General features: G+C 35.1%; 18 protein-coding genes and 1 pseudogene. 18 read left to right on the top strand and 1 reads right to left on the bottom strand.

Translation table 11 applies throughout. From position 1 onward, the window contains the following. From I4N53_RS12245 to radA, 13 genes and pseudogenes are all read left to right on the top strand, one after another. Positions 1 to 143 (top strand): annotated as a pseudogene (locus I4N53_RS12245) (NAD-dependent malic enzyme); the annotation flags it as partial. Positions 144 to 168: 25 nt separating this feature from the next. Further along, on the top strand, positions 169 to 360 hold the full coding sequence (locus I4N53_RS01825; RefSeq protein ID WP_009052851.1) for a hypothetical protein: 192 nt from the start codon (positions 169 to 171) through the stop codon (positions 358 to 360). Positions 361 to 526: 166 nt separating this feature from the next. After that, entirely contained in the window at positions 527 to 991 is a 465-nt protein-coding gene (locus I4N53_RS01820) for a CtsR family transcriptional regulator (RefSeq protein WP_214495449.1), read from the top strand. Between the two features lie 14 nt (positions 992 to 1005). Beyond that, positions 1006 to 1521 (top strand): UvrB/UvrC motif-containing protein, encoded by a 516-nt coding sequence (locus tag I4N53_RS01815; RefSeq protein ID WP_003868421.1) that lies wholly within the window; start codon positions 1006 to 1008, stop codon positions 1519 to 1521. A 9-nt stretch (positions 1522 to 1530) separates the two neighbouring features. Continuing rightward, positions 1531 to 2550 (top strand): protein arginine kinase, encoded by a 1020-nt coding sequence (locus I4N53_RS01810; RefSeq protein ID WP_003868422.1) that lies wholly within the window; start codon positions 1531 to 1533, stop codon positions 2548 to 2550. 12 nt (positions 2551 to 2562) lie between these two features. Then, positions 2563 to 5013 carry an ATP-dependent Clp protease ATP-binding subunit gene (locus I4N53_RS01805; RefSeq protein ID WP_214495448.1) on the top strand — a complete coding sequence of 817 codons (2451 nt, stop codon included), beginning with the start codon at positions 2563 to 2565 and terminating at the stop codon, positions 5011 to 5013. 75 nt (positions 5014 to 5088) lie between these two features. Then, complete coding sequence (locus I4N53_RS01800; protein ID WP_214495447.1) at positions 5089 to 5553, top strand: metal-dependent transcriptional regulator; 465 nt, start codon at positions 5089 to 5091, stop codon at positions 5551 to 5553. Positions 5554 to 6078: 525 nt separating this feature from the next. After that, positions 6079 to 7344: a maltose ABC transporter substrate-binding protein gene (locus tag I4N53_RS01795; RefSeq protein ID WP_214495446.1), complete on the top strand. Its 1266-nt coding sequence runs from the start codon at positions 6079 to 6081 to the stop codon at positions 7342 to 7344. Between the two features lie 73 nt (positions 7345 to 7417). Continuing rightward, positions 7418 to 8707, top strand: a complete 1290-nt coding sequence (locus I4N53_RS01790; RefSeq protein WP_013150821.1) for a carbohydrate ABC transporter permease — start codon at positions 7418 to 7420, stop codon at positions 8705 to 8707. Then, positions 8704 to 9594 (top strand): sugar ABC transporter permease, encoded by an 891-nt coding sequence (locus I4N53_RS01785; protein WP_013150820.1) that lies wholly within the window; start codon positions 8704 to 8706, stop codon positions 9592 to 9594. Before I4N53_RS01790 ends, I4N53_RS01785 begins: the two co-directional genes overlap by 4 nt. 137 nt (positions 9595 to 9731) lie before the next feature. Continuing rightward, a complete protein-coding gene (locus I4N53_RS01780; RefSeq protein ID WP_214495445.1) occupies positions 9732 to 12005 on the top strand; it encodes an alpha-amylase family glycosyl hydrolase in 2274 nt (757 codons plus the stop codon). Positions 12006 to 12313: 308 nt separating this feature from the next. Continuing rightward, on the top strand, positions 12314 to 13579 hold the full coding sequence (locus tag I4N53_RS01775; protein ID WP_028991975.1) for an Nramp family divalent metal transporter: 1266 nt from the start codon (positions 12314 to 12316) through the stop codon (positions 13577 to 13579). Between the two features lie 54 nt (positions 13580 to 13633). Then, entirely contained in the window at positions 13634 to 15007 is a 1374-nt protein-coding gene (radA, locus tag I4N53_RS01770) for a DNA repair protein RadA (protein WP_012995942.1), read from the top strand. A 145-nt stretch (positions 15008 to 15152) separates the two neighbouring features. Here radA and I4N53_RS01765 read toward each other — a convergent pair whose 3' ends face one another. Continuing rightward, positions 15153 to 15548: a hypothetical protein gene (locus I4N53_RS01765; protein WP_012995941.1), complete on the bottom strand. Its 396-nt coding sequence runs from the start codon at positions 15546 to 15548 to the stop codon at positions 15153 to 15155. Positions 15549 to 15830: 282 nt separating this feature from the next. Between I4N53_RS01765 and I4N53_RS01760 the strand changes: the two genes are divergently transcribed. From I4N53_RS01760 to I4N53_RS01740, 5 genes are all read left to right on the top strand, one after another. After that, positions 15831 to 16934: a PIN/TRAM domain-containing protein gene (locus I4N53_RS01760; protein ID WP_012995940.1), complete on the top strand. Its 1104-nt coding sequence runs from the start codon at positions 15831 to 15833 to the stop codon at positions 16932 to 16934. Between the two features lie 81 nt (positions 16935 to 17015). Further along, entirely contained in the window at positions 17016 to 17708 is a 693-nt protein-coding gene (gene ispD, locus I4N53_RS01755) for a 2-C-methyl-D-erythritol 4-phosphate cytidylyltransferase (RefSeq protein ID WP_214495444.1), read from the top strand. A gap of 56 nt (positions 17709 to 17764) precedes the next feature. Further along, the gene (locus tag I4N53_RS01750; protein ID WP_013150816.1) at positions 17765 to 19009 is read left to right on the top strand and encodes an acetyltransferase; all 1245 of its coding nucleotides are present in this window, start codon (positions 17765 to 17767) and stop codon (positions 19007 to 19009) included. A gap of 1 nt (position 19010) precedes the next feature. After that, positions 19011 to 19499, top strand: a complete 489-nt coding sequence (gene ispF / locus I4N53_RS01745; protein ID WP_255549641.1) for a 2-C-methyl-D-erythritol 2,4-cyclodiphosphate synthase — start codon at positions 19011 to 19013, stop codon at positions 19497 to 19499. Between the two features lie 44 nt (positions 19500 to 19543). Continuing rightward, a partial coding sequence (locus I4N53_RS01740) for a proline--tRNA ligase (protein WP_255549645.1) occupies positions 19544 to 21085 on the top strand: 1542 nt, incomplete at its 3' end.

Genomic DNA, 21085 nt, shown 5'->3' with positions numbered 1-21085 from the left:
CTCCGGAGTATATAATTCCAAAGCCTTTTGATAAAAGAGTTCTTAAAAATGTAGCAATAGCAGTTGCAAAAGCAGCAATAGACACGGATGTAGCTAGAATAAATGTGGATTTAAAAGAGATTGAGAAGAGTTTAAGTGAATAAGAAAAGTAAATAAGAGGTGGAGGAAATGAATAAAAATCAAAAATTCTTCAAAGGAAAATTGTACAAATCTATAAGAGGGAATTTTTTTGAAGAAGATACTTACGAAAGTACAGAAAGAAAAAATTTAAAAGGAAAAAGCAATTTTTCATCTCTTATAAACCAACAAGAGCCTCAAGAGTTGGCAGATGAAGGGGAAGAAATCTATGAAAATGAATGAAAAATGGTGAAAATTTTAGAATATGAGAGATATTTTTATTATTTGATGAAAATATTAGAAAAAATCACTTGCTTTAGCGTGAAAAAGCTATTGACGAGAGGACAAAAAAATGTAAAAATATATTCGAAGGTCAAAGAAAGTCAAAGTAAAAGTAAGAGACGTGGTGATGGTGATGGCAAGGCTTAGTGATTTGATTGAAAATTTTATAAAAGAGCTAATGGAAGAGGCTGGTAAACACTATGTAGAAATTCAAAGAAATGAATTAGCAAATGTTTTTAATTGTGCGCCATCTCAAATAAACTATGTGTTAGAGACGCGTTTTACTATTGACAGAGGATACATCATAGAAAGTAAAAGAGGCGGCGGAGGTTATATAAAAATTTATAAAACTTCTATATCAAACAATTGGATAAATAAAATAATAGAAAACATAGGGGATAATATTTCTGAGAGTAAAGCTAGATACTACATTGATGCTCTTTTAGACCACAATATTATAACTTCAAGGGAAGCAGCTTTGATGAAAGCTGTAGTTAATGATAAAATTCTTCCTTTTTCTCAGGAAGATAAGAATATGTTGCGAGCATTACTACTTAAGGCAATGCTTATGGAAATTGCTCGCAACAAGTAAAGGAGGTAATTTTTATGATGTGTGATAAATGCAAAATAAGGCCTGCTACAGTTCATTACACTAAAATAGTAAACGGAGTAAAAACTGAAATGCATTTGTGTGACCAGTGCGCAGCAGAAGAGGGAATTTTAAATACAGAAGTTTTTTCAACTTTTACACCTTTTTCAGTTCAAAATTTATTGTCAGGGTTAATGGACTTTTTGCCTGGAGTAGATGACTTTACAAAAAAAACTTTGAAATGCAGTCACTGTGGTATGACTTACGAAGATTTCAAAAAAATTGGAAGATTAGGTTGTAGTTTCTGCTATGATGCTTTTGCTGAAGAATTAAATCCTCTTATGAGGAGAATACACGGCAGTACAGAACACAGAGGGAAAATTCCTAAAAAAGCTGGCGGTAAAATGAGAGTAAAAAGAGAAATTGAGGAGTTGAAATATCAATTGGAAAAAGCTATTAAAGAAGAAGCTTATGAAAAAGCAGCAGAATTAAGGGATAAAATCAGAGAATTGGAGAAAGAATTAGGAAAGTAGGTGACCGAAATGCTACAGTACGATAAAGATGTGGTATTGTCCAGTAGAATTAGACTTGCTCGGAATATAAAAGATATTCCTTTCCCTACTATTATGACAGAAGAGCAGGGACGAAAGGTTATAGATTTGGTTAGAAAGGCTATATTAGGTAGTAATACTATTTTATCTACTCAATTTGTAGAATATGATATGAAGAAATTGACTCCTATTGACAGGCAATCACTTGTAGAAAAGCACCTTATAAGCCCTGACCTTTCACAGAATACAAAGAGTGGTTATGCTCTTATAAAAGATGACAATACAGTAAGTATAATGGTCAATGAAGAGGATCATCTTAGAATACAATGTATATTAGAAGGATTAAGGCTTAATGAAAGCTGGGATACTGCCGATAAAATTGACGATTTGATTGAAGAAACTATCGACTATGCCTATGATGAAAAGATAGGTTATTTGACTTCTTGTCCTACTAACGTAGGAACAGGGATACGAGCCTCAGTCATGGTTCATCTTCCAGCTCTTACTATCACTGGGCAAATAAGCAATATTTTAAACTCTGTTTCTAAAATAGGTATGGCAGTGAGAGGGATATACGGTGAAGGTACTCAAGCTTTAGGAGATATTTATCAAATTTCTAATCAAGTCACTCTTGGCCAAAGCGAAAGAGAAATAATTGAAAATATTCAAGGAGTAGCAAGACAAATTATCTCTAGCGAAAGAAAAGCTAGAGAGGATTTATACAAAAAACAAAGAATTCAAATAGAAGATAGAGTAGGAAGGGCTTTTGGAATTTTATCTCATGCAAAAGTGATGTCTACAAAGGAATACATGACTTTAATGTCTGACGTGAGATTAGGAGCAATTTTAGGAATATTAGATGTGGATATAAATAAAATTGATGTTCTCACTACACATATACAACCAGCTAATTTACAAAAAATTTATGGCATTCAATTAGACCCCTATGAGAGAGATGTTAAAAGGGCAGAATATGTAGTAAGTCAAATAAACAAAAAAGATAATTTATAGGAGGTGTTTGTTATGGCGATGTTTGGAAGATTTACAGAAAGAGCTCAAAAAGCTCTTTATTTGGCTCAAGAGGAAGCGAGGTCTTTTTATCATAACTATGTAGGGACAGAACACATTTTATTAGGATTGTTAAAAGAAGATGAAGGAATTGCAGCAAGAGTTTTAAAAAAACTGGGAGTAACTTATGAAACTACAAGAGAGAAGGTATTGTCTTTGATTGGAATGGGAAATATTCCAGGAGACGTGGTAGGTTATACACCACGAGCTAAAAGGGTATTGGAATTGAGTCTTAGTGAGGCAAGGAGATTTAATACCAGCTATGTAGGGACAGAGCATATTTTGTTAGGACTTTTAAGAGAAGGCGAAGGAGTTGCTGTAAGAATTTTAATGGAACAAGGTATAGATTTCAATAGGGTGAGAGAGGAGATTGTAAAAATGCTTAATGAAGAGCCTGCAGGAGGACCTGCAAAGGCTGCAAAAGTTAAAAATACCAATACACCTACTTTAAATCAATTTGGAAGAGATTTAACTGAGCTTGCAAGAGACGGCAAACTTGACCCTGTAATAGGAAGAGAAAAAGAGATTGAAAGAGTTATACAAATCTTAAGCAGAAGGACAAAGAATAACCCTGTCCTAATAGGTGAACCGGGTGTCGGTAAAACTGCTATTGTAGAAGGTCTTGCGCAAAAGATTGTAGAAGGAGAAATTCCTGAAATTTTGAAAGATAAAAGAGTTGTAACTTTAGACATGGCTTCTATGGTAGCAGGTACAAAGTACAGAGGCGAATTTGAAGATAGGTTAAAAACAGTATTAAATGAGGTTATAAAGGCAGGAAATGTGATACTATTTATAGATGAGATGCACACTTTGATAGGAGCAGGTGCAGCAGAGGGTGCAATAGATGCATCAAATATTCTAAAACCGGCACTTGCAAGAGGTGAAATTCAAGTAGTTGGAGCTACTACTTTGGATGAGTACAGAAAATATGTAGAAAGAGACCCTGCATTAGAGAGACGATTCCAACCAATAATTGTAGATGAACCAACTGTGGAGGAGACTATTGAGATATTAAAGGGCTTGAGAGATAAGTATGAAGCCCATCATAGGGTTAAAATTACTGACGAAGCTTTAGAAGCAGCAGCTAGACTTTCTCACAGATATATTGCAGATAGATTTTTACCTGATAAAGCTATAGACTTAATAGATGAAGCAGCTTCTCGCGTAAGACTAAAGACAGTGACAGCTCCTCCAGAAATAAAAGAACTGGAAGATAAAATCAATGACCTTATAAAAGAGAAGGAAGAAGCGATAAGAACTCAAGAATACGAAAAAGCTGCAAAAATAAGAGATGAAGAACAAAAATTGAGAGAAGAATTAGAAAAATTAAAAGCTAAATGGCAACAAAATTCTCTTTCTAATGAAAAAAGTGTAGGACCTGAAGAAATCGCACAAGTCGTATCTCTGTGGACAGGAATACCTGTTAAAAAGTTAGCTGAAGAGGAATCAGAGAGATTGCTCCACTTAGAGGAGGTATTGCATGAAAGAGTTATAGGACAAGATGAAGCAGTAGAAGCAGTGGCAAGAGCTATAAGAAGGGCAAGAGTAGGCTTAAAAGATCCAAAAAGGCCAATAGGTTCATTTATCTTCTTGGGGCCTACTGGTGTTGGTAAAACAGAACTTACAAAGGCTTTGGCAGAAGCTCTTTTTGGTGACGAAAATGCTATGATTAGGCTTGATATGTCAGAATACATGGAAAGACACACCGTTTCTAAACTTATTGGTTCACCTCCAGGATATGTAGGATTTGAAGAAGGAGGACAATTAACAGAAAAAGTAAGAAGAAAACCCTATTCAGTAATCTTGCTGGATGAAATTGAAAAAGCGCATCCTGACGTGTTTAACATTCTCCTTCAAATATTAGAAGATGGACGACTCACAGATTCAAAAGGTAGAACTGTAGACTTTAAAAATACCGTTATAATCATGACATCAAACGTGGGAGCAGAACTTTTGAAAAAGCAATCTACTTTAGGATTTATGCCTCAAGAAAAAGAAGACAAAGCCTCTTATGACAAAATAAAAGAAACATTGATGGCAGAGTTGAGAAAGACCTTTAGACCTGAATTCTTAAATAGGGTGGATGAGATAATTGTATTTCATCAACTCTCAAAAGAAGATATTGAAAAGATTGCTGATATAATGATTAAAGAATTGAATGACAGACTAAAAGAGAACGACATTAAACTGGAGTTTACTCCTGAAGCCAAAGAGGAAATTATCAAACAGGGATATGACCCCAACTACGGTGCAAGGCCTTTAAGAAGAGTTATACAAAGAATTGTAGAGAATCAACTGTCTGAACTTATGTTGCAGGGGAAAGTAAAACCTGGAGATGAGCTTATAGTGACTGCAAAAGATGGAAAAATAGAGTTTGTGAAAAAAGATGCGGTTCAAAAGACTTAGCCTCGAGCTAAGTCTTTTTTTTACTTAAAGATAATATATATATTCAGTAGAAGTATTTGAAGAAGGTGTGAGCATATGGAAAAAGATAGGTTTTATACTGTAAGAGGTTACCAAATTCGTTTCCAGAAGAGAAAACAACTTACCCCAGCAATGGAAGACTATATAGAAATGATCTATAGAGAAAGTCTTAAAAGTCCCTATACCCGTGTAAATCTTCTTTCTGAGCTTTTAAATGTAAAAGCTCCTTCAACTACTAAAATGCTTCAGAAATTAAAAGAATTTGGGCTTGTGGAGTATCAAAAATATGGGGTGGTAGGTTTAACAGAAAAGGGCAAAGAAATGGGTAAGTTTTTATTGGATAGGCATTTTACTGTAGAGGAATTTTTAAAAAATTTAGGGGTTAAAGAGAGATTGTTAGAACAGACAGAATTAATTGAACACAATATATCTATTGAAACGTTAGAAAAAATGAGAAAATTTAATAGGTTTTTAAAAGAAAATCCAGAAATAAAAGAAAAGTATCAAAAAAGTAACCCATAAATGTGGGTTGTCAGCCTTTTGAAGAAGTATTAGTGGATTTTAGTAGCTTTAAAAAGGAATTTATAAGGTACAATGAGCAAAAGCTTGCAGATTATAAGCCTATTAGTGTATGCGAAATTTTAATTTATGTTGTACAAAAAAATATATTGACATTTGGTTAAGTAAAATATACAATAATATTAAAAGTAAGCGCAAGCGATTGCAACACTGTTGCAATTAAGCGCTTTTAAAAAATACATTTCAAGAAAGCGATTGCTGTAATATATTAGCAATTACTTGTAAGATAGAATTAATACTGGTGGTAGCTTTCTAATCACATTTATGGAGGTGCTATCATTCTATTATATAGATAGATATAAAGGGGGTGAAGAGCCAGATTCAAAAGAACAATGGAATGAATAAAATAGAATCAAATACTTTTGAGCTAAAAATTTTTTGACAACACAAGAAAACGTTTTACATTTTTGCTAAAAGATTTATTCAAGCCATTAACACAAAAAATTAAAAAAAGAGGTGTGGATATTCATGAAAAAGTATTTATGGCTGATTTTAATACTTGTAATATTTATGACTTTCACTGCTTGTGCGCCTGAAAGTCAGTCTAGTACACCACAACCAAGTGAGGTCAATAAAGATGGACAATTGTTACCAGAACCGGGTGCAAAATTGCTCGTCTGGGAAAGTGAAGGTCCGGAGGGAGAATTCATTCAGTATGCAGCGAAGAAATTTACTGAAAAATATGGTGTTGAAGTGGTGTATGAACCCGTTACTCATACGGATGCTCCCGGAAAACTAGCTACAGATGGCCCGGCAGGAATTGGTGCCGATGTATTTGCAGCACCTCATGATAAAACCGGAGAGCTGGTGGCTTCAGGTCTAATTCAAGAAAACGATCTTTTTGCAGACCGAATTCGAAATGAGTTCATGCAAGGAGCGGGGGATGCAGTTTCTTTCCAAGGAGTTGTGTACGGATATCCAACAGGAATTGAAACTTATGCCTTGTTTTACAATAAGGAATATGTAAAAGAGCCACCTAAAACTTATCAGGATATTGTCGAATTTGCAAAGGAATTTAATGACCTTGCATCAAATCGATTTGGGTTTATGTGGGATGTAGGAAATGCATATTACTCCCATAGTTTTGTAGCAGGATATGGTGGTTATGTCTTTGGAAAGGGAGGAACAGATAAGGATGACATTGGTTTAAACTCAAAAGAAGCAGTTGAAGGTGCCAAATTTTTAGTTTCTCTTAAGGAGATTCTACCTCTAAAGAGCGATGATACCAATTATCAAGTCATGGATGGCATGTTTAAAGAAGGTAAGGCCGCTATGATAATAAATGGACCATGGGCAGTAAGGGGCTATCAGGAGGCAGGTGTTGATTTTGGTATTGCACCACTTCCGTTGTTGCCAAACGGTGAACATCCTGCAAGTTTTTCTGGTGTTCGTACCATGTTTGTAAGTGCTTATACGAAATATCCTAATGCTGCAAAACTATTTGCTGATTTTATTACTTCAGAAGAAATGTTACTGAAACGTTATGAAATTACAAAGCAGATTCCTCCAATGAAGTCATTAATGAACGCAGATATCATTAAAAGCGATCCCTATGCGGCACCTTTCCTGGAGCAAGCACAGTTTGCTGTGCCGATGCCTTCCATCCCTCAAATGGGGGTTGTCTGGGAGCCGTATGCCAGGGCGTTTCAGGTGATGTGGAATGATGGTGTAGACCCGCAAAAAGCACTGGATGAAGCTGTTCAGACAATAAAAGATGCAATTGCCATACAGTAAATATTTATCTAGATATCTAGTCATTTGCATCTGCAAATGACTAGATTTTTCTAAAAAGATAGGAGGGAAAAGCATGAGAAGATCCAAAAAAGCAGCATTACTTTCTGCATTATTTATGGGACTTGGACAGCTATATAACCGAGAAATTGTCAAGGGCATTTTGATTGCCATTATTGGCATTATTATTGTCATTAATATTCCATATTTTCTTTACGCCTATTGGGGCCTGATAACACTAGGAGAACAGCCTTTACACTATGTGAACGGAATTGCCCAGGGAGATCATTCCATATTTTTATTGATACAGGGTATTATAGCGGTTTTAGTTACACTTGTTATTTTAATAATTTATATATTAAATATTGTTGATGCCTTAAAAACCGGGGAGGCGAGGGAACAAGGCGAAAAGCCTATGGGCATAGGTGATTTTATCAAACATATTTCTCATAAATATTTTCCTTATTTTTCTTTAAGTCCTTTATTTATTTTAATATTGTTTTTTACCGTACTGCCGATTTTATTTACCATTTCCATCGCTTTTACCAATTATTCTGCTCCTAATCATTTACCTCCCAGAAACCTAGTAGACTGGGTAGGTTTTACAAATTTTAAGAATTTGGTAAATTTAAAAATATGGAAAAATACTTTTATTGGGGTAGGCATTTGGACCGTTATATGGGCGGTATTGGCAGCCTTGACCAGTTATTTTGGAGGGTTATTACTGGCTTTATTGATTAACTCCTCGGAAGTTCGCTTAAAGAAGTTTTGGCGAACCATTTATATATTACCCTATGCAATACCGGGGTTCATTTCTATCCTGATTATGCGATTAATGTTTACGGGATTAGGGCCAGTCAACAGTTTTCTGGTAAAGCTGGGATTTGAACGAATACCGTGGTTGACCAATTCTACAATGGCAAAGCTGGTGGCGATTCTGGTGAATATATGGCTGGGAGCTCCTTACTTCATGGCGTTAATGTCAGGGACATTGACCAATATTCCTAGCGATTTGTATGAAGCAGCAGAGATTGACGGAGCTACTTCAAGCCAAAAATTTTGGAAAATTACTCTGCCATTGGTGTTACATGCCACAACACCGTTATTGATTTTAAGTTTTACCCATAACTTCAATAACTTTACGCTGATTTACCTTTTAACCAATGGAGGCCCTGCAAATCCTGCATATCGCTATGCAGGACATACAGATATTTTAATTTCCTGGATTTACAAGCTAACCATAGAGCAAAATCAATATCATATGGCTTCTGTTATATCCATTATTATGTTCATTGTTATCGCCACTATATCTACTTTAACCTTTAGCAAGACAAAGTCTTTCAGGGAGGAGGACATGATACAATGACAGTAAAATTTAATGAAAATCAACTGACAACAGGAATGAAGTCGCCAAAAAAAAGGATTACTCTTGTTGATATGATCCGTAAAGCATGCATTTATAGTCTTCTTGTTGTCATTAGTCTTATTGTTATTATCCCTATACTATGGATCATTGGTTCCTCCTTAAGTCCAGGCGACAGTTTGTTTAGTTCTACCTTGATACCCAAAAATCCCAGCTTGATTCATTACCGTAATTTGCTTACTAACTCGGATTTTCCCCTGTGGTATAAAAATACGTTGAAAATTGCAACAATTAACATGGTTGTATCAGTTTTTTTATCCACCAGTTCTGCGTATGTATTTTCGCGATACCGGTTTAGGGGAAGAAAGCCAACATTGATGGTAATGCTGGTGCTTCAAATGTTTCCGAGTTTTCTGGCTATGACAGCCATTTACGTATTGCTACTGCAGTTAGGATTATTAGATACTCATCTTGGATTAATTCTTGTTTATGCTACTGGTCAAATACCTTATAACACATGGGTGGCAAAAGGGTATTTTGACGGGATTTCACGCAGTATGGACGAAGCTGCAAAAATTGACGGAGCATCCAATTTTACAATATTTTATAAAATTATTTTACCTTTGGCAAAACCCATTATTACCTTCATAGCCTTAACCAACTTTACCGGACCATGGATGGACTTTGTGCTACCGAAATTAATTCTTCGCAGTGCTGACAAAAAAACCCTGGCAATGGGATTATATGACATGGCCGTCAATCAACACAATACAAAATTTACTGTTTTTGCAGCCGGAGCTGTGTTGGTAGCTATTCCCATTACATTGCTATTTATCTATCTCCAAAAACATATTGTGGAGGGACTAACAAAAGGAGCAGTAAAAATCTAATACTTTAAAACAGATTGAAAACAATTATAAAAAAGGTGAGTAGTAGCCTATAGCGTACAGGTTTAAATTTGGCTAAAAAATGAGACTTTAAAGGCTTAATTGACTAATCACAAAATATTGAAATAGGGGGATGACCTGTGGCTGCTTTAATTAAGAAAAAAAATTTAAGTGTTTTAGTGGTCGTGATAATACTGCTGGTTTTCTTTTTCAGTTTTCAGCCGGTTACTGCCGAAGCCACGAGTACTGGAGGATTAGGCCCTGTAACGCCAAAGGATACTATTTATCAAATTATTACAGATCGGTTTTATGATGGTGATCCATCAAACAATATTCCTCCAGGTTTCGATCCTACACTTTTTGACGGAACAGGAACTGACTTGAAGCTGTATCAAGGAGGTGATTGGAAGGGAATTATTGAGAAAATTCCTTATTTAAAAGAAATGGGCATTACAGCAGTTTGGATTTCTGCTCCTTATGCCAATCGTGATACGGTAATTGAAGATTATCATCCGGACGGCAGCGTCGACAGGTGGACCAGTTTTCACGGATATCATGCTAGAAACTATTTTGCTACTAATAAGCATTTCGGAGAAATGCAGGATTTTATTGCATTGAGGGATGCTCTCCACAGCAACGGAATAAAACTGGTTATTGACTTTGTATCAAATCATAGTAGCAGATGGCAAAATCCTACATTAAACTATCAGCCGGAAGATGGAAGATTGTACGAACCTGACAAAGATGAAAATGGAAATTATGTATTTGACAGTAATGGAAATCCGGCAGATTATAACGGAGACGGAATAGTTGAAAATTTATTGGCTGATCCACACAATGATATTGATGGTTTTTTCCACGGATTAGGGGATCGAGGAGATGATACTACTAGATTTGGGTATCGTTACAAGGATTTGGGTTCTCTAGCAGATTATTCTCAGGAGAATCCCGGGGTGGTGGAACATCTAGGAAAAGCTGCAATATTTTGGAAATCAAAAGGTATAGATGGTGTACGTCATGATGCAACTCTTCATATGAATCCAGCTTTTGTTCAAGGGTTTAAAGATGCGATTGATTCTGCACCAGGGGGACCTCTTACTCATTTTGGAGAATTTTTTATCGGACGTCCAGATCCTAAATATGAAGAATATCGTACCTTTCCTGATCGAACTGGGGTTAATAATTTAGATTTTGAATACTATCGTGCAGCGACCAATACTTTTGGTTATTTTTCTGAAACCATGAGAGACTTTGGTGAAATGATGATAAAAACCAGCAATGATTATATTTATGAAAATCAAGCGGTTACCTTTATCGATAATCATGATGTAACCAGGTTTAGATATATACAGCCAAATGACAAACCTTATCATGCAGCGTTGGCAGTCTTAATGACATCCCGTGGGATACCTAATATATATTATGGTACCGAACAATACTTATATCCTGCAGATGACAGTGATATTGCCGGAAGAATGTTCATGCAGACATCAACTTCCTTTGATCAAACCACAACAGCTTATAAGCTGATACGCAAACTTTCTGATTTGAGAAGAAGCAATGAAGCTGTTTCTTACGGTACAACAGAAATACTTTACAGTACAGATGATGTATTAGTTTTCAAGCGGCAATTTTACGACAAACAAGTAATTGTTGCCGTAAATCGACAACCCGATAGAAGTTTTGATGTACCGGATTTAAATACCACACTGCCTGTAGGAACCTATCATGACGTACTCGAGGGATTACTATACGGAAAATCCATGTCGGTAGTGGAGGAAAATGGTCAGCTTAAAATTAAAGGCTTTACCCTGTCGGGAGGAGAAGTAAACGTTTGGTCGTATAATCCTTCCCTGGGGACAGAAATTCCAAGGATAGGCGATGTCATTTCTACAATGGGTCGTCCAGGTAATCTAATTTATATCTATGGAACTGGTCTTGGAGGCAATGTTACGGTGAAATTTGATACAACATTGGCTCAAGTAGTATCCAATAGTAATGAAATGATTATTGCGGTTGTTCCCAATACACCGGGAATTAAGAACATTACGGTGGAAAAAGGAAACTATACCAGTAATCCTTTCCGCTATCATGTGTTATCTGGTGATCTGGTTCAGGTGATATTTAAAGTAAATGCAACAACAGAATGGGGCCAAAATATTCATATTGTTGGAAATTTGCCGGAACTTGGGAATTGGGATCCTACTCTGTCGACAGAAGCGATGATGTGCCCCAATTACCCCGAATGGTTTTTGCCGGTGAGTGTTCCAATGGGGACAACATTTGAGTTTAAATTTATTAAAAAAGACAGTAACGGGAATGTTATATGGGAAAGTGGTGAAAATCGTATCTTTACTTCTCCTAATATATCCACCGGAACCGTTGATACACCACTATACAATTGGAGGGATTGAAAAAAGAGGAATTGAGTTTTAGCACTATTCCTCGGACTTGTAGGTAAAGTCTAAGAAATCCTGAATAATAAAAGGGATTTCTTGATTCAATTATTACCCCAAGACAACTTAGTAAGAAAAATAAAAAAGCAGTTGATTTTGATTTCACTATAAGAAGCAATAAAGCACAAATTCATAAATGTTGCTTGTTTTTACATGCATGGCAACCCGTTAATGCGGGTTGTTTTTTATGTAACAGGACAAAAATGAAACACATATTTTAAATAAGGTAAATAAATTTAGTTTTGTCTAAAATGGAGGGAGTTAATTTGGAAAATCATGAGACTATCATAGCGACTGAAAAACTTTTTTCTCTCTCTCATATTTTTAAAAAGGTTTTAAAATATTTCGGACCGGCTTTTGTGATAAGTGTTGCCTATATTGATCCAGGAAATTTTGCTACAAATATAAGTGGAGGTTCTACATTTAATTATCATTTAATATGGGTAATACTTTGGAGCAATATTATGGCCATTTTTTTGCAAGTCATGGCTGCGAAATTAGGAATCGCAACGGGACGTAATCTGCCAGAAATGTGTAGTTTGGTTTTTAAACGAAAAGTCAATTGGGTCTTGTGGATAGCAGCAGAATTAGCGGCTATGGCTACAGATTTGGCGGAATTTTTAGGCGGTACTTTGGGATTATATTTGCTTTTTCGTATACCTCTTATGTATGCAGGACTTTTGACAGGATTTATAACTTTTATTATTGTATACTTAGAAAAATATGGGCAAAAATTAGTTGAAATGGTTATTTTTTTGTTAATATCAATTATTAGCTTTTCTTACGCTTTTGAACTTTTTTTAGCAAAACCAGATTGGGGAAAAGTATTGTATCATACTGTGATTCCTTCTATTCCAAATAGAGAAGCTTTGTTAATAGCGGTCGGAATATTAGGAGCTACAGTAATGCCCCATGTGATTTATTTGCATTCCCAGTTAGTTCAATATAGAAATAAGGGGAATACATTAGAAGAAAAAAAAGAACACTTAAGAATGGAAAAAATAGATATTTTTGTGGCAATGAATATAGCATTTATAATAAATGCGGCTATGCTAATAGTTTCGGCGGCTGTTTTTTATAAAAATGGAATAGTGGTAGAGTCTATTGAAGAAGCTCATATGTCATTAAAACCATTGTTAGGTCCCTTATCCAGCTGGGCTTTTGGAATAGCGCTTTTGGCCTCTGGTTTATCTTCTTCTGCAGTAGGTACAATGGCAGGGCAGACTATAATGAAGGGCTTTGTAGATTTGGATATTCCATTAAATTTACGAAGACTTATAACCATGATGCCAGCCTTAATAATAATTTTATTGGGAATTGATCCTTTTAAAACCCTTATTATAAGCCAAGTGATTTTGAGCTTTGAACTTCCTATGGCTATAATCCCAATGCTTTTGATTACTTCTCAAAAAAAGTTTATGGGTGAATTTATAAATACACCTATTGAAAAAATTATTGGTATAATTGTGGCTTCCGTTATAATCTTTTTAAATGGGCTGCTTCTGTATTTCACTTTTATGGGAGGTGCATAAAAGTGTGATATAATTAAAAGAGAATTCTGCGAAAGATAGAAAGATGGTGGAGATATGGCCAAATCAAATACAAAATTTGTATGTAGAGAGTGTGGTTTTGAAAGTAGTAAATGGATGGGAAGATGTCCTAATTGTGAAAGCTGGAATTCTTTTGAGGAAGAAGTTATAGAGAATCTAAAAAATTTTAAAATAACTAAAAATACATCTCAAATATATCTTCTTCAAGATGTAACTTTTTCAGAAGAGGAAAGGATAAGGACAGGGATTGAAGAGTTTGACAGGGTTTTAGGTGGCGGAATTGTAAAGGGGTCTCTTGTTTTGATAGGTGGTGACCCAGGAATTGGGAAGTCTACTTTGTTATTTCAGGTAGCAGGGAATATTTCTGATGAAAAAGTAGTTCTTTACGTGTCAGGAGAGGAATCAATTCAGCAGATTAAATTGAGAGCAGATAGAATTTTGAAAGAAAAACAGCGAATATATCTTTTGTGTGAGACAAATATAGAGGAGATAGAGAGAAAAATTAATGACATAAATCCAAATTTTGTTATTATTGATTCTATACAGACGATGTACACTGAGGAAAGTCAGACAATACCGGGTAGTATTTCTCAGATAAGGCAAGTGACTCAAAAGTTGATGGAGATTTCAAAGCAAAAAGACATAAGTATTTTTTTGATAGGACATGTTACAAAAGAAGGAGCAATAGCGGGACCTAAAGTTTTGGAACATATGGTAGACACGGTTCTATATTTTGAAGGAGATAGAACCCAGTCTTTTAGGGTATTGCGGGCTGTCAAAAACCGCTTTGGCGCAACTCACGAAATTGGAGTTTTTGATATGGAGGAGGATGGGCTCCGCGAAATACGAAATCCTTCTGAATTTATTCTTTCAAACAGGCCTAAAAATGTTCCGGGGACTGCGGTTGTGTCTTCCATTCAAGGGACGAGGCCAATTTTAATGGAAGTGCAGTCTTTGATATGTAAGACTAGTTTTGGAGTACCGAGAAGAATGGCTACTGGATTTGACTACAATCGCTTTATATTGCTTTTAGCAGTTATGGAAAAAAGACTTGGTATAAATCTTTCGCAATTTGATGCATATGTAAATGTGGCGGGAGGAATGAAAATTCAAGAACCAGCTGCTGACCTGGGGATAATTGTGTCTTCTCTTTCTGGATATTTTAATATACCTATTCCTGAAGATGTTTGTTTTATAGGAGAGGTGGGATTGACAGGAGAGGTTAGAGGAGTTAGTAATATAGATAAACGAATAAGTGAAGCACAAAAGATGGGATTTTCTCAAGTTTTTATCCCTGACATGAAGACAAAAGAGATAAAAAAGTTTGAGAATACAAAGATTACTAAAATAAGGGATATAAAGGAGATTGTGGATTTTTTAAAAAAAATAGAACAAAAAGCATCTCCATAGAAGAGATGCTTCAGACTGTAGACAAACTTTTGGAAAGGATTTTGTCGCTTTGGAACACTGGAGCTACGATGCAAAATATCTCCTTTAAAAAATTTTTGACTTTGTCAACAAATTAAAGCGTCTCCATAGAAGGGACGCTTATCATTTACAGCATATTAAATATACCCAAAGTATTTAATTCCTTATGTTTTTTAAGAAGTATATCGTAAAAATTAAGTCCCAAAACATTACACAGAGCGATTATGTAAAATACATTGTTGCCTATTTCTGCTTCTATTACCTCTTTACAGTTTTCACAAAGCTGACCTTCCAGATGGGTTTTAAAATATTTATGGGCTTCTTCTAAAGTTGCGTCAGGGGGAGTCTCTTGTTTGGTGGCATTTATCCTTATGCAACCGCACTCAGTTACTGATTTAGCAACAGCTCTATTTATACGGGCACTGCTTTCTTGTATTTTTGTAAGTATGTCCATTATACTTCTATGGCGTAAGAGATATTCGTCTACTGTATTTTGAAGGTCGTCTACAATAATATCTTTCATTTTTTGTCCACTCCCGTTCTATGAGTTTTTAAGGCTCTCCTTGCTTTTATTATAGACTTAAACTATTTCCATGTCAATATTTAGAATGGCATTTAAATACATTATATAGCATTAATGTAATTTTAATCTTTTGTTAAATTGACAATCCTTCTACATAAGTAGTATACTGTAATTGGCAGCCACATTATACGTGTAAAAATTGTGAAATATTTTTATTCCTTTCCCCAATTTTGCTTATAATAATGTGAAAAATAGCCAATAATAGAGATGGGAGGTGATAATATGTTGTATAAAATTATAAGAGGTGGAATTGGATTACTGGGAATGGCAGCGGGCTTTGAACTGACAAAGCTTTTGTTAAATCTTGTAAAAGATCAGAACTTTGTGCTTATACAATTAAATTATTTTTCAACGGTAATAGCTTATATTATAGGTACTTTAATGGGTGGAATTATATTTTATGTCATTTCTCCTAAATTTATAAAGTGGGGGAAAGACTTTGAACAGTGGCTGGAAGTGAAATTGCAGAATATGCCGATTGATGAAATTTTAATAGGGGCATTCGGGCTAATAGTAGGGCTTATTGTGGCTAATTTGCTGAGCGCGCCTCTTTATCCTATCTTAGTTGTAGGAAAAGTAGTGCCAATTCTTTTGAATTTGCTTTTGGGGTATTTGGGCATTAGAATTTCTTTAAAGAAAAAAGATGATATTTTAAATGTGTTTTCCTTTATGAAAAGGTTGGGACCGCAAAAGACTGTTAAAAACGAATACAATGGAATACCAAAAATTTTGGACACCAGTGTAATTATAGATGGTAGGATATTTGACATATGTAAGACAGGCTTTATTGAAGGACCTTTGATAATTCCGGCTTTTGTATTGGAGGAATTAAGACATATTGCAGATTCTTCAGATTCGTTAAAGAGAAATAGGGGTAGACGAGGACTAGATGTTTTAAATAAGATACAAAATGAGTTAAATATTAAAGTGGAAATTGTAGATAAGGAAATTGATGCGGCAGAAGTAGATACAAAACTTTTGAAACTTGCCCAAATGTTAAAGGGAAAAATAATAACTAATGATTATAATTTAAACAAAGTAGCAGAATTTCACAGGGTCCCTGTTTTAAACATAAATGAGCTTTCCAATGCGGTAAAGCCAATTGTTCTTCCGGGAGAAGAAATGGTGGTGCAAGTTATTAAAGATGGGAAAGAGGCCGGACAAGGAGTTGCTTATTTGGACGATGGCACGATGATTGTAGTAGATGGTGGCAAAAAATTCATAGGTAATACCATAGAAGTGCTTGTTACTAGTGTTTTGCAAACTGCTGCAGGAAGGATGATATTTGCAAAGCCTAAACAGGCAGAACAAGAAAAGGCTATATGAAAAACGCAGGGAAACCTGTGTTTTTTTATGTGAAAATGATATAATTGGAGTGTCCATTATTTTACTTGTGAGGTAGAGAAAATGAATGTAAGTGCGGTAATAGTAGCGGCAGGCAAGGGCATTAGGATGGGTCACACAGTAAATAAAGTGTACCTTCCTATAGCCGGAAAACCAGTTTTGTATTATTCTCTCAAAACCTTTGATGAAATTGATTGGATCAAAGAAATTGTTGCTGTTGTATCAAAGGAAGAAATAGAATACTGCAAAGAAAATGTAATAAAAAGGTATTTTTTCAAAAAACCAGTTAAATTAGTTGAAGGAGGTAGTGAGAGGCAATATTCTGTTTATAATGGAATTATAAACACAGAGAGAAATTGCGAAATTATAACAATTCATGATGGAGCAAGGCCTTTAATTGAGAAAGAAGTAGTTATAAAAGCTTTAAAAGAAGCTTATTTGTATAAAGCAGTTGCATTGGGAGTACCTGTGAAAGATACTATAAAAGTGGTTGATGAAAAAAATTTTATTTTAAATACTCCTGATAGAAAATATTTATGGGCAATTCAAACTCCTCAGGTATTTGAAAGGAATTTGATTATTAAAGCTCATCAAAAGGCACTTGAAGATGGTTTTTTAGGGACAGATGACACAGTGTTAGTGGAGAGATTGGGTTATAAAGTGAAAGTAGTTGAAGGAGATTATAGAAATATAAAAATAACTACGCCAGAGGATTTGATTGTGGCAGAAGCCTTCTTGAAAAATAACGTTTTATAAAAATCCTCATATAATTTAATAGAGAATTTTCTATTAAGTTATATGAGGGTGATTGTATGGATACCCCTGTAGTTTTTGTGCACGGGATATTTGGCTCTATTTTTACTCCAACTCCTTTGGGGAAAATATGGAGTTTTGGCCCTGCGTCACATGCTTATAGCCCTTTTATAGAAAATTTGGGCAAGTTAGGCCTAGTAGAAGGGAAAAATCTATTTATATGTTATTATGAATGGTGGAAAAGAGTGCCGGATTCTGTTGATACCCTTAAACTGACTATTGAAGAGGCGAAAGCTAAGACTGGCAGCCCTAAAGTAGATTTGATATGCCATAGCATGGGAGGACTTTTGGCAAGAAGTTATATTCAAAGCGATAAGTATCAATTTGATGTGGGTAGATTGATATTTTTAGCTACTCCCCATTTTGGAGCGACAAATGCTTATTATGGTTGGGAAGGGGGGACTGTGCCTCCAGAGGATGATGATTTTATAAATTTACTCTTTAAAGGGTTCTTGTGGATATTTTCAAAAATTAAAGGAGAGAGTGACGCTATCACTGTTATTAGAAAATATATCCCTTCTGTAAAAGACTTAATGCCTTCTCGCGAATATGGAAATTATATTTTTATGTATCCTACTCGATATGATAAAATTTTGTTTAAAAATGTTGAGTATATGAAAGTTATAAATGAGTTTTTGAATAGTCTAAATGAACAGGTAGGAGTTTTATACGACAGAGTCAAGAAAATCTATGTTTTTTCAGGAGATGGAATATATACTAATAAGTTTATTCAGGTAGAAAAACCGGTAAGTGACATAGTATGGCCAGACGGCAAACCAGTAGGGGTGATAAGGGATGACAAAGGAGATGGTACAGTCCTTAAAAAGAGCGCGTTGGGAGTAGAAGGAGAAAAATTTATTGTTAAAACAGGCCATATTGGAATTTTAAATAAATCTATTCCTTATTTGCAACAAATATTAGAGGTGAAAGAAAAACCCAAAGTTTCTATTTTAGAAAAAGTTGTATCATATTTGAGTATCATAACTGACAAGAAAATAGTAGTGTTAGATAGGAGTGAAAATACTACAAGCTATGATATCTTTGGCAAATTTGTGTGGCATCTGAATTTAAAACCTGAGGGGGAATATCGCATTTCTGCAAGAGAGCCTTTTGTTTCGGAGGTATATATTGAGACTAACAAAGGTAATTTTGTAAAAAAGATTAAACCATCTCGCTTTTCAAGAGATATAAGTATAAGTTTAGAAGTTGATAAAGAAGGGAATTTTAGAGTAAAGGATGGTTAAAATGAGAGTGGGGTTAGGATATGACGTCCACAAGTTTAAAAAAGGAAGAAAGTTAATACTGGGGGGAGTAGAAATTCCCCATGATAAAGGTTTGGCAGGCCATTCTGATGCAGATGTTTTGATACACGCCTTAATTGATGCTATTTTAGGAGCAGCTGCTTTAGGAGATATAGGGGAGCACTTTCCTGATACGGAAATAGCCTATAAAGATATTGATAGTAGCCTTTTATTAAAAAAAGTGTTGGCAATGATAGAGAATAAATTTAGAATAAATAATGTTGATTGTATTATTGTAACGCAAAAGCCTAAGTTATCTCCTTATAAAGAGCAAATAACAATAAAATTATCAGAATTATTAAAAATTGAAAAAAAAAGAATAAATGTAAAAGCAAAAACAGAGGAAGGATTAGGTTTTACAGGTAGACAAGAGGGAATAAAAGCCTATGTTATTGTTAGTTTAGAAGAATTAGATGTTGACATAAAAAAGTAGGTAAAATAAAATTTACTTAAAATTATGCACTTAGGAGGATGGAAATGAGGTTATCGCAATTATTAGTTCCGACTTTAAGAGAAATTCCTGCTGAAGCTGAAATTCCCAGTCATATTTTAATGTTAAAAGCTGCATTGATGAGGAAATTGGCTTCGGGGGTATATATTTACTTGCCATTAGGACAAAGGGTACTTAGAAAAGTGGAGCAAATTATAAGAGAAGAAATGGACAGAGCTGGCAGCCAAGAGGTACTAATGTCTGCTCTTATTCCAGCAGAACTTTTGAAAGAAAGTGGAAGATGGGATGTATTTGGCCCTGAGATGTTTAAGCTAAAAGATAGAAATGAAAGGGACTTTTGCTTAGGACCTACACATGAAGAAGTTTTTACAGACCTTATTAGAAATGAAGTGAAGTCTTATAGGCAGCTTCCTCTTATTTTATATCAAATTCAAACTAAGTTTAGAGATGAAAGGCGCCCGAGATTTGGTGTCATGAGAAGTAGAGAATTTATAATGAAGGACGCTTACAGCTTTGATGTGGATTGGGAAGGTTTGGATAAATCCTTTGAAAAAATGTATGAGGCTTATTGCCGAATATTTGATAGATGTGGGCTTAAATATTTGGTGGTAGAAGCAGATTCAGGCGCTATGGGAGGAAAAGACTCAAAAGAGTTTATGGTAATATCTAGTGTAGGGGAAGCAGTGATAGCTTATTGTGACAATTGTGGCTATGCTGCAAATGAGGAAAAGGCAGAATGCCTTATCAATCAAGAAATAGTTGAAGAGATGTTGCCAAAAGAAAAAGTATATACACCAAATGTTAGAACAATTGAAGAGTTGGTTGGATTTTTAGGGATTACTTCTGACAAGTTTGTAAAAACTCTTATATACAAAGCAAAAGACAAAGTTGTAGCAGCATTAGTTAGAGGGGATAGGGACTTAAATGTGACAAAGCTTTTAAATATTTTGGAAATAAGAGAAGAGGAATTAGAATTGGCAGATGCATCAATAGTGGAAAAGGTTACAGGCGCAGAAGTTGGATTTGCAGGACCTATAGGATTAAAAGGTGAAGTAATGATAATAGTAGATAATGAGATTCCGCAAATGAGGAATTTTATAGTAGGGGCAAACGAGACAGATTATCATATTAAAAATGTAAACTATGGTAGAGACTTTAAAGCCGATGTTGTGGCGGATATCAAAAATGTTATTGAAGGAGATAAATGCCCCAGATGTGGCTCACCTCTTAAGATTGACAGAGGGATAGAGGTTGGGCATATTTTTAAATTAGGAACGAAGTACAGTGATGCTTTAGGAGCTAAATATGTAGATGAAGAAGGCAATGAAAAGCCAATAGTAATGGGCTGCTATGGTATAGGAATTAATAGAACAGTGGCTGCTATTATAGAACAAAATCATGATGATAAAGGCATTATATGGCCTATGAGTGTTGCGCCCTATCATGTGATTATAGTACCTGTCAATGTTTCTAATGAAGCTCAAAATGGAGTAGCCGAAGATATATATGCTGCTTTGCAAAAAGAGGGAATAGAGGTTTTGATAGATGATAGAGATTTGAGAGCTGGT

The organism is Thermoanaerobacter sp. CM-CNRG TB177 (assembly GCF_018588165.1).
Taxonomy (GTDB): domain Bacteria; phylum Bacillota; class Thermoanaerobacteria; order Thermoanaerobacterales; family Thermoanaerobacteraceae; genus Thermoanaerobacter; species Thermoanaerobacter thermocopriae.
This window is presented reverse-complemented; position numbering and strand designations above follow the sequence as displayed.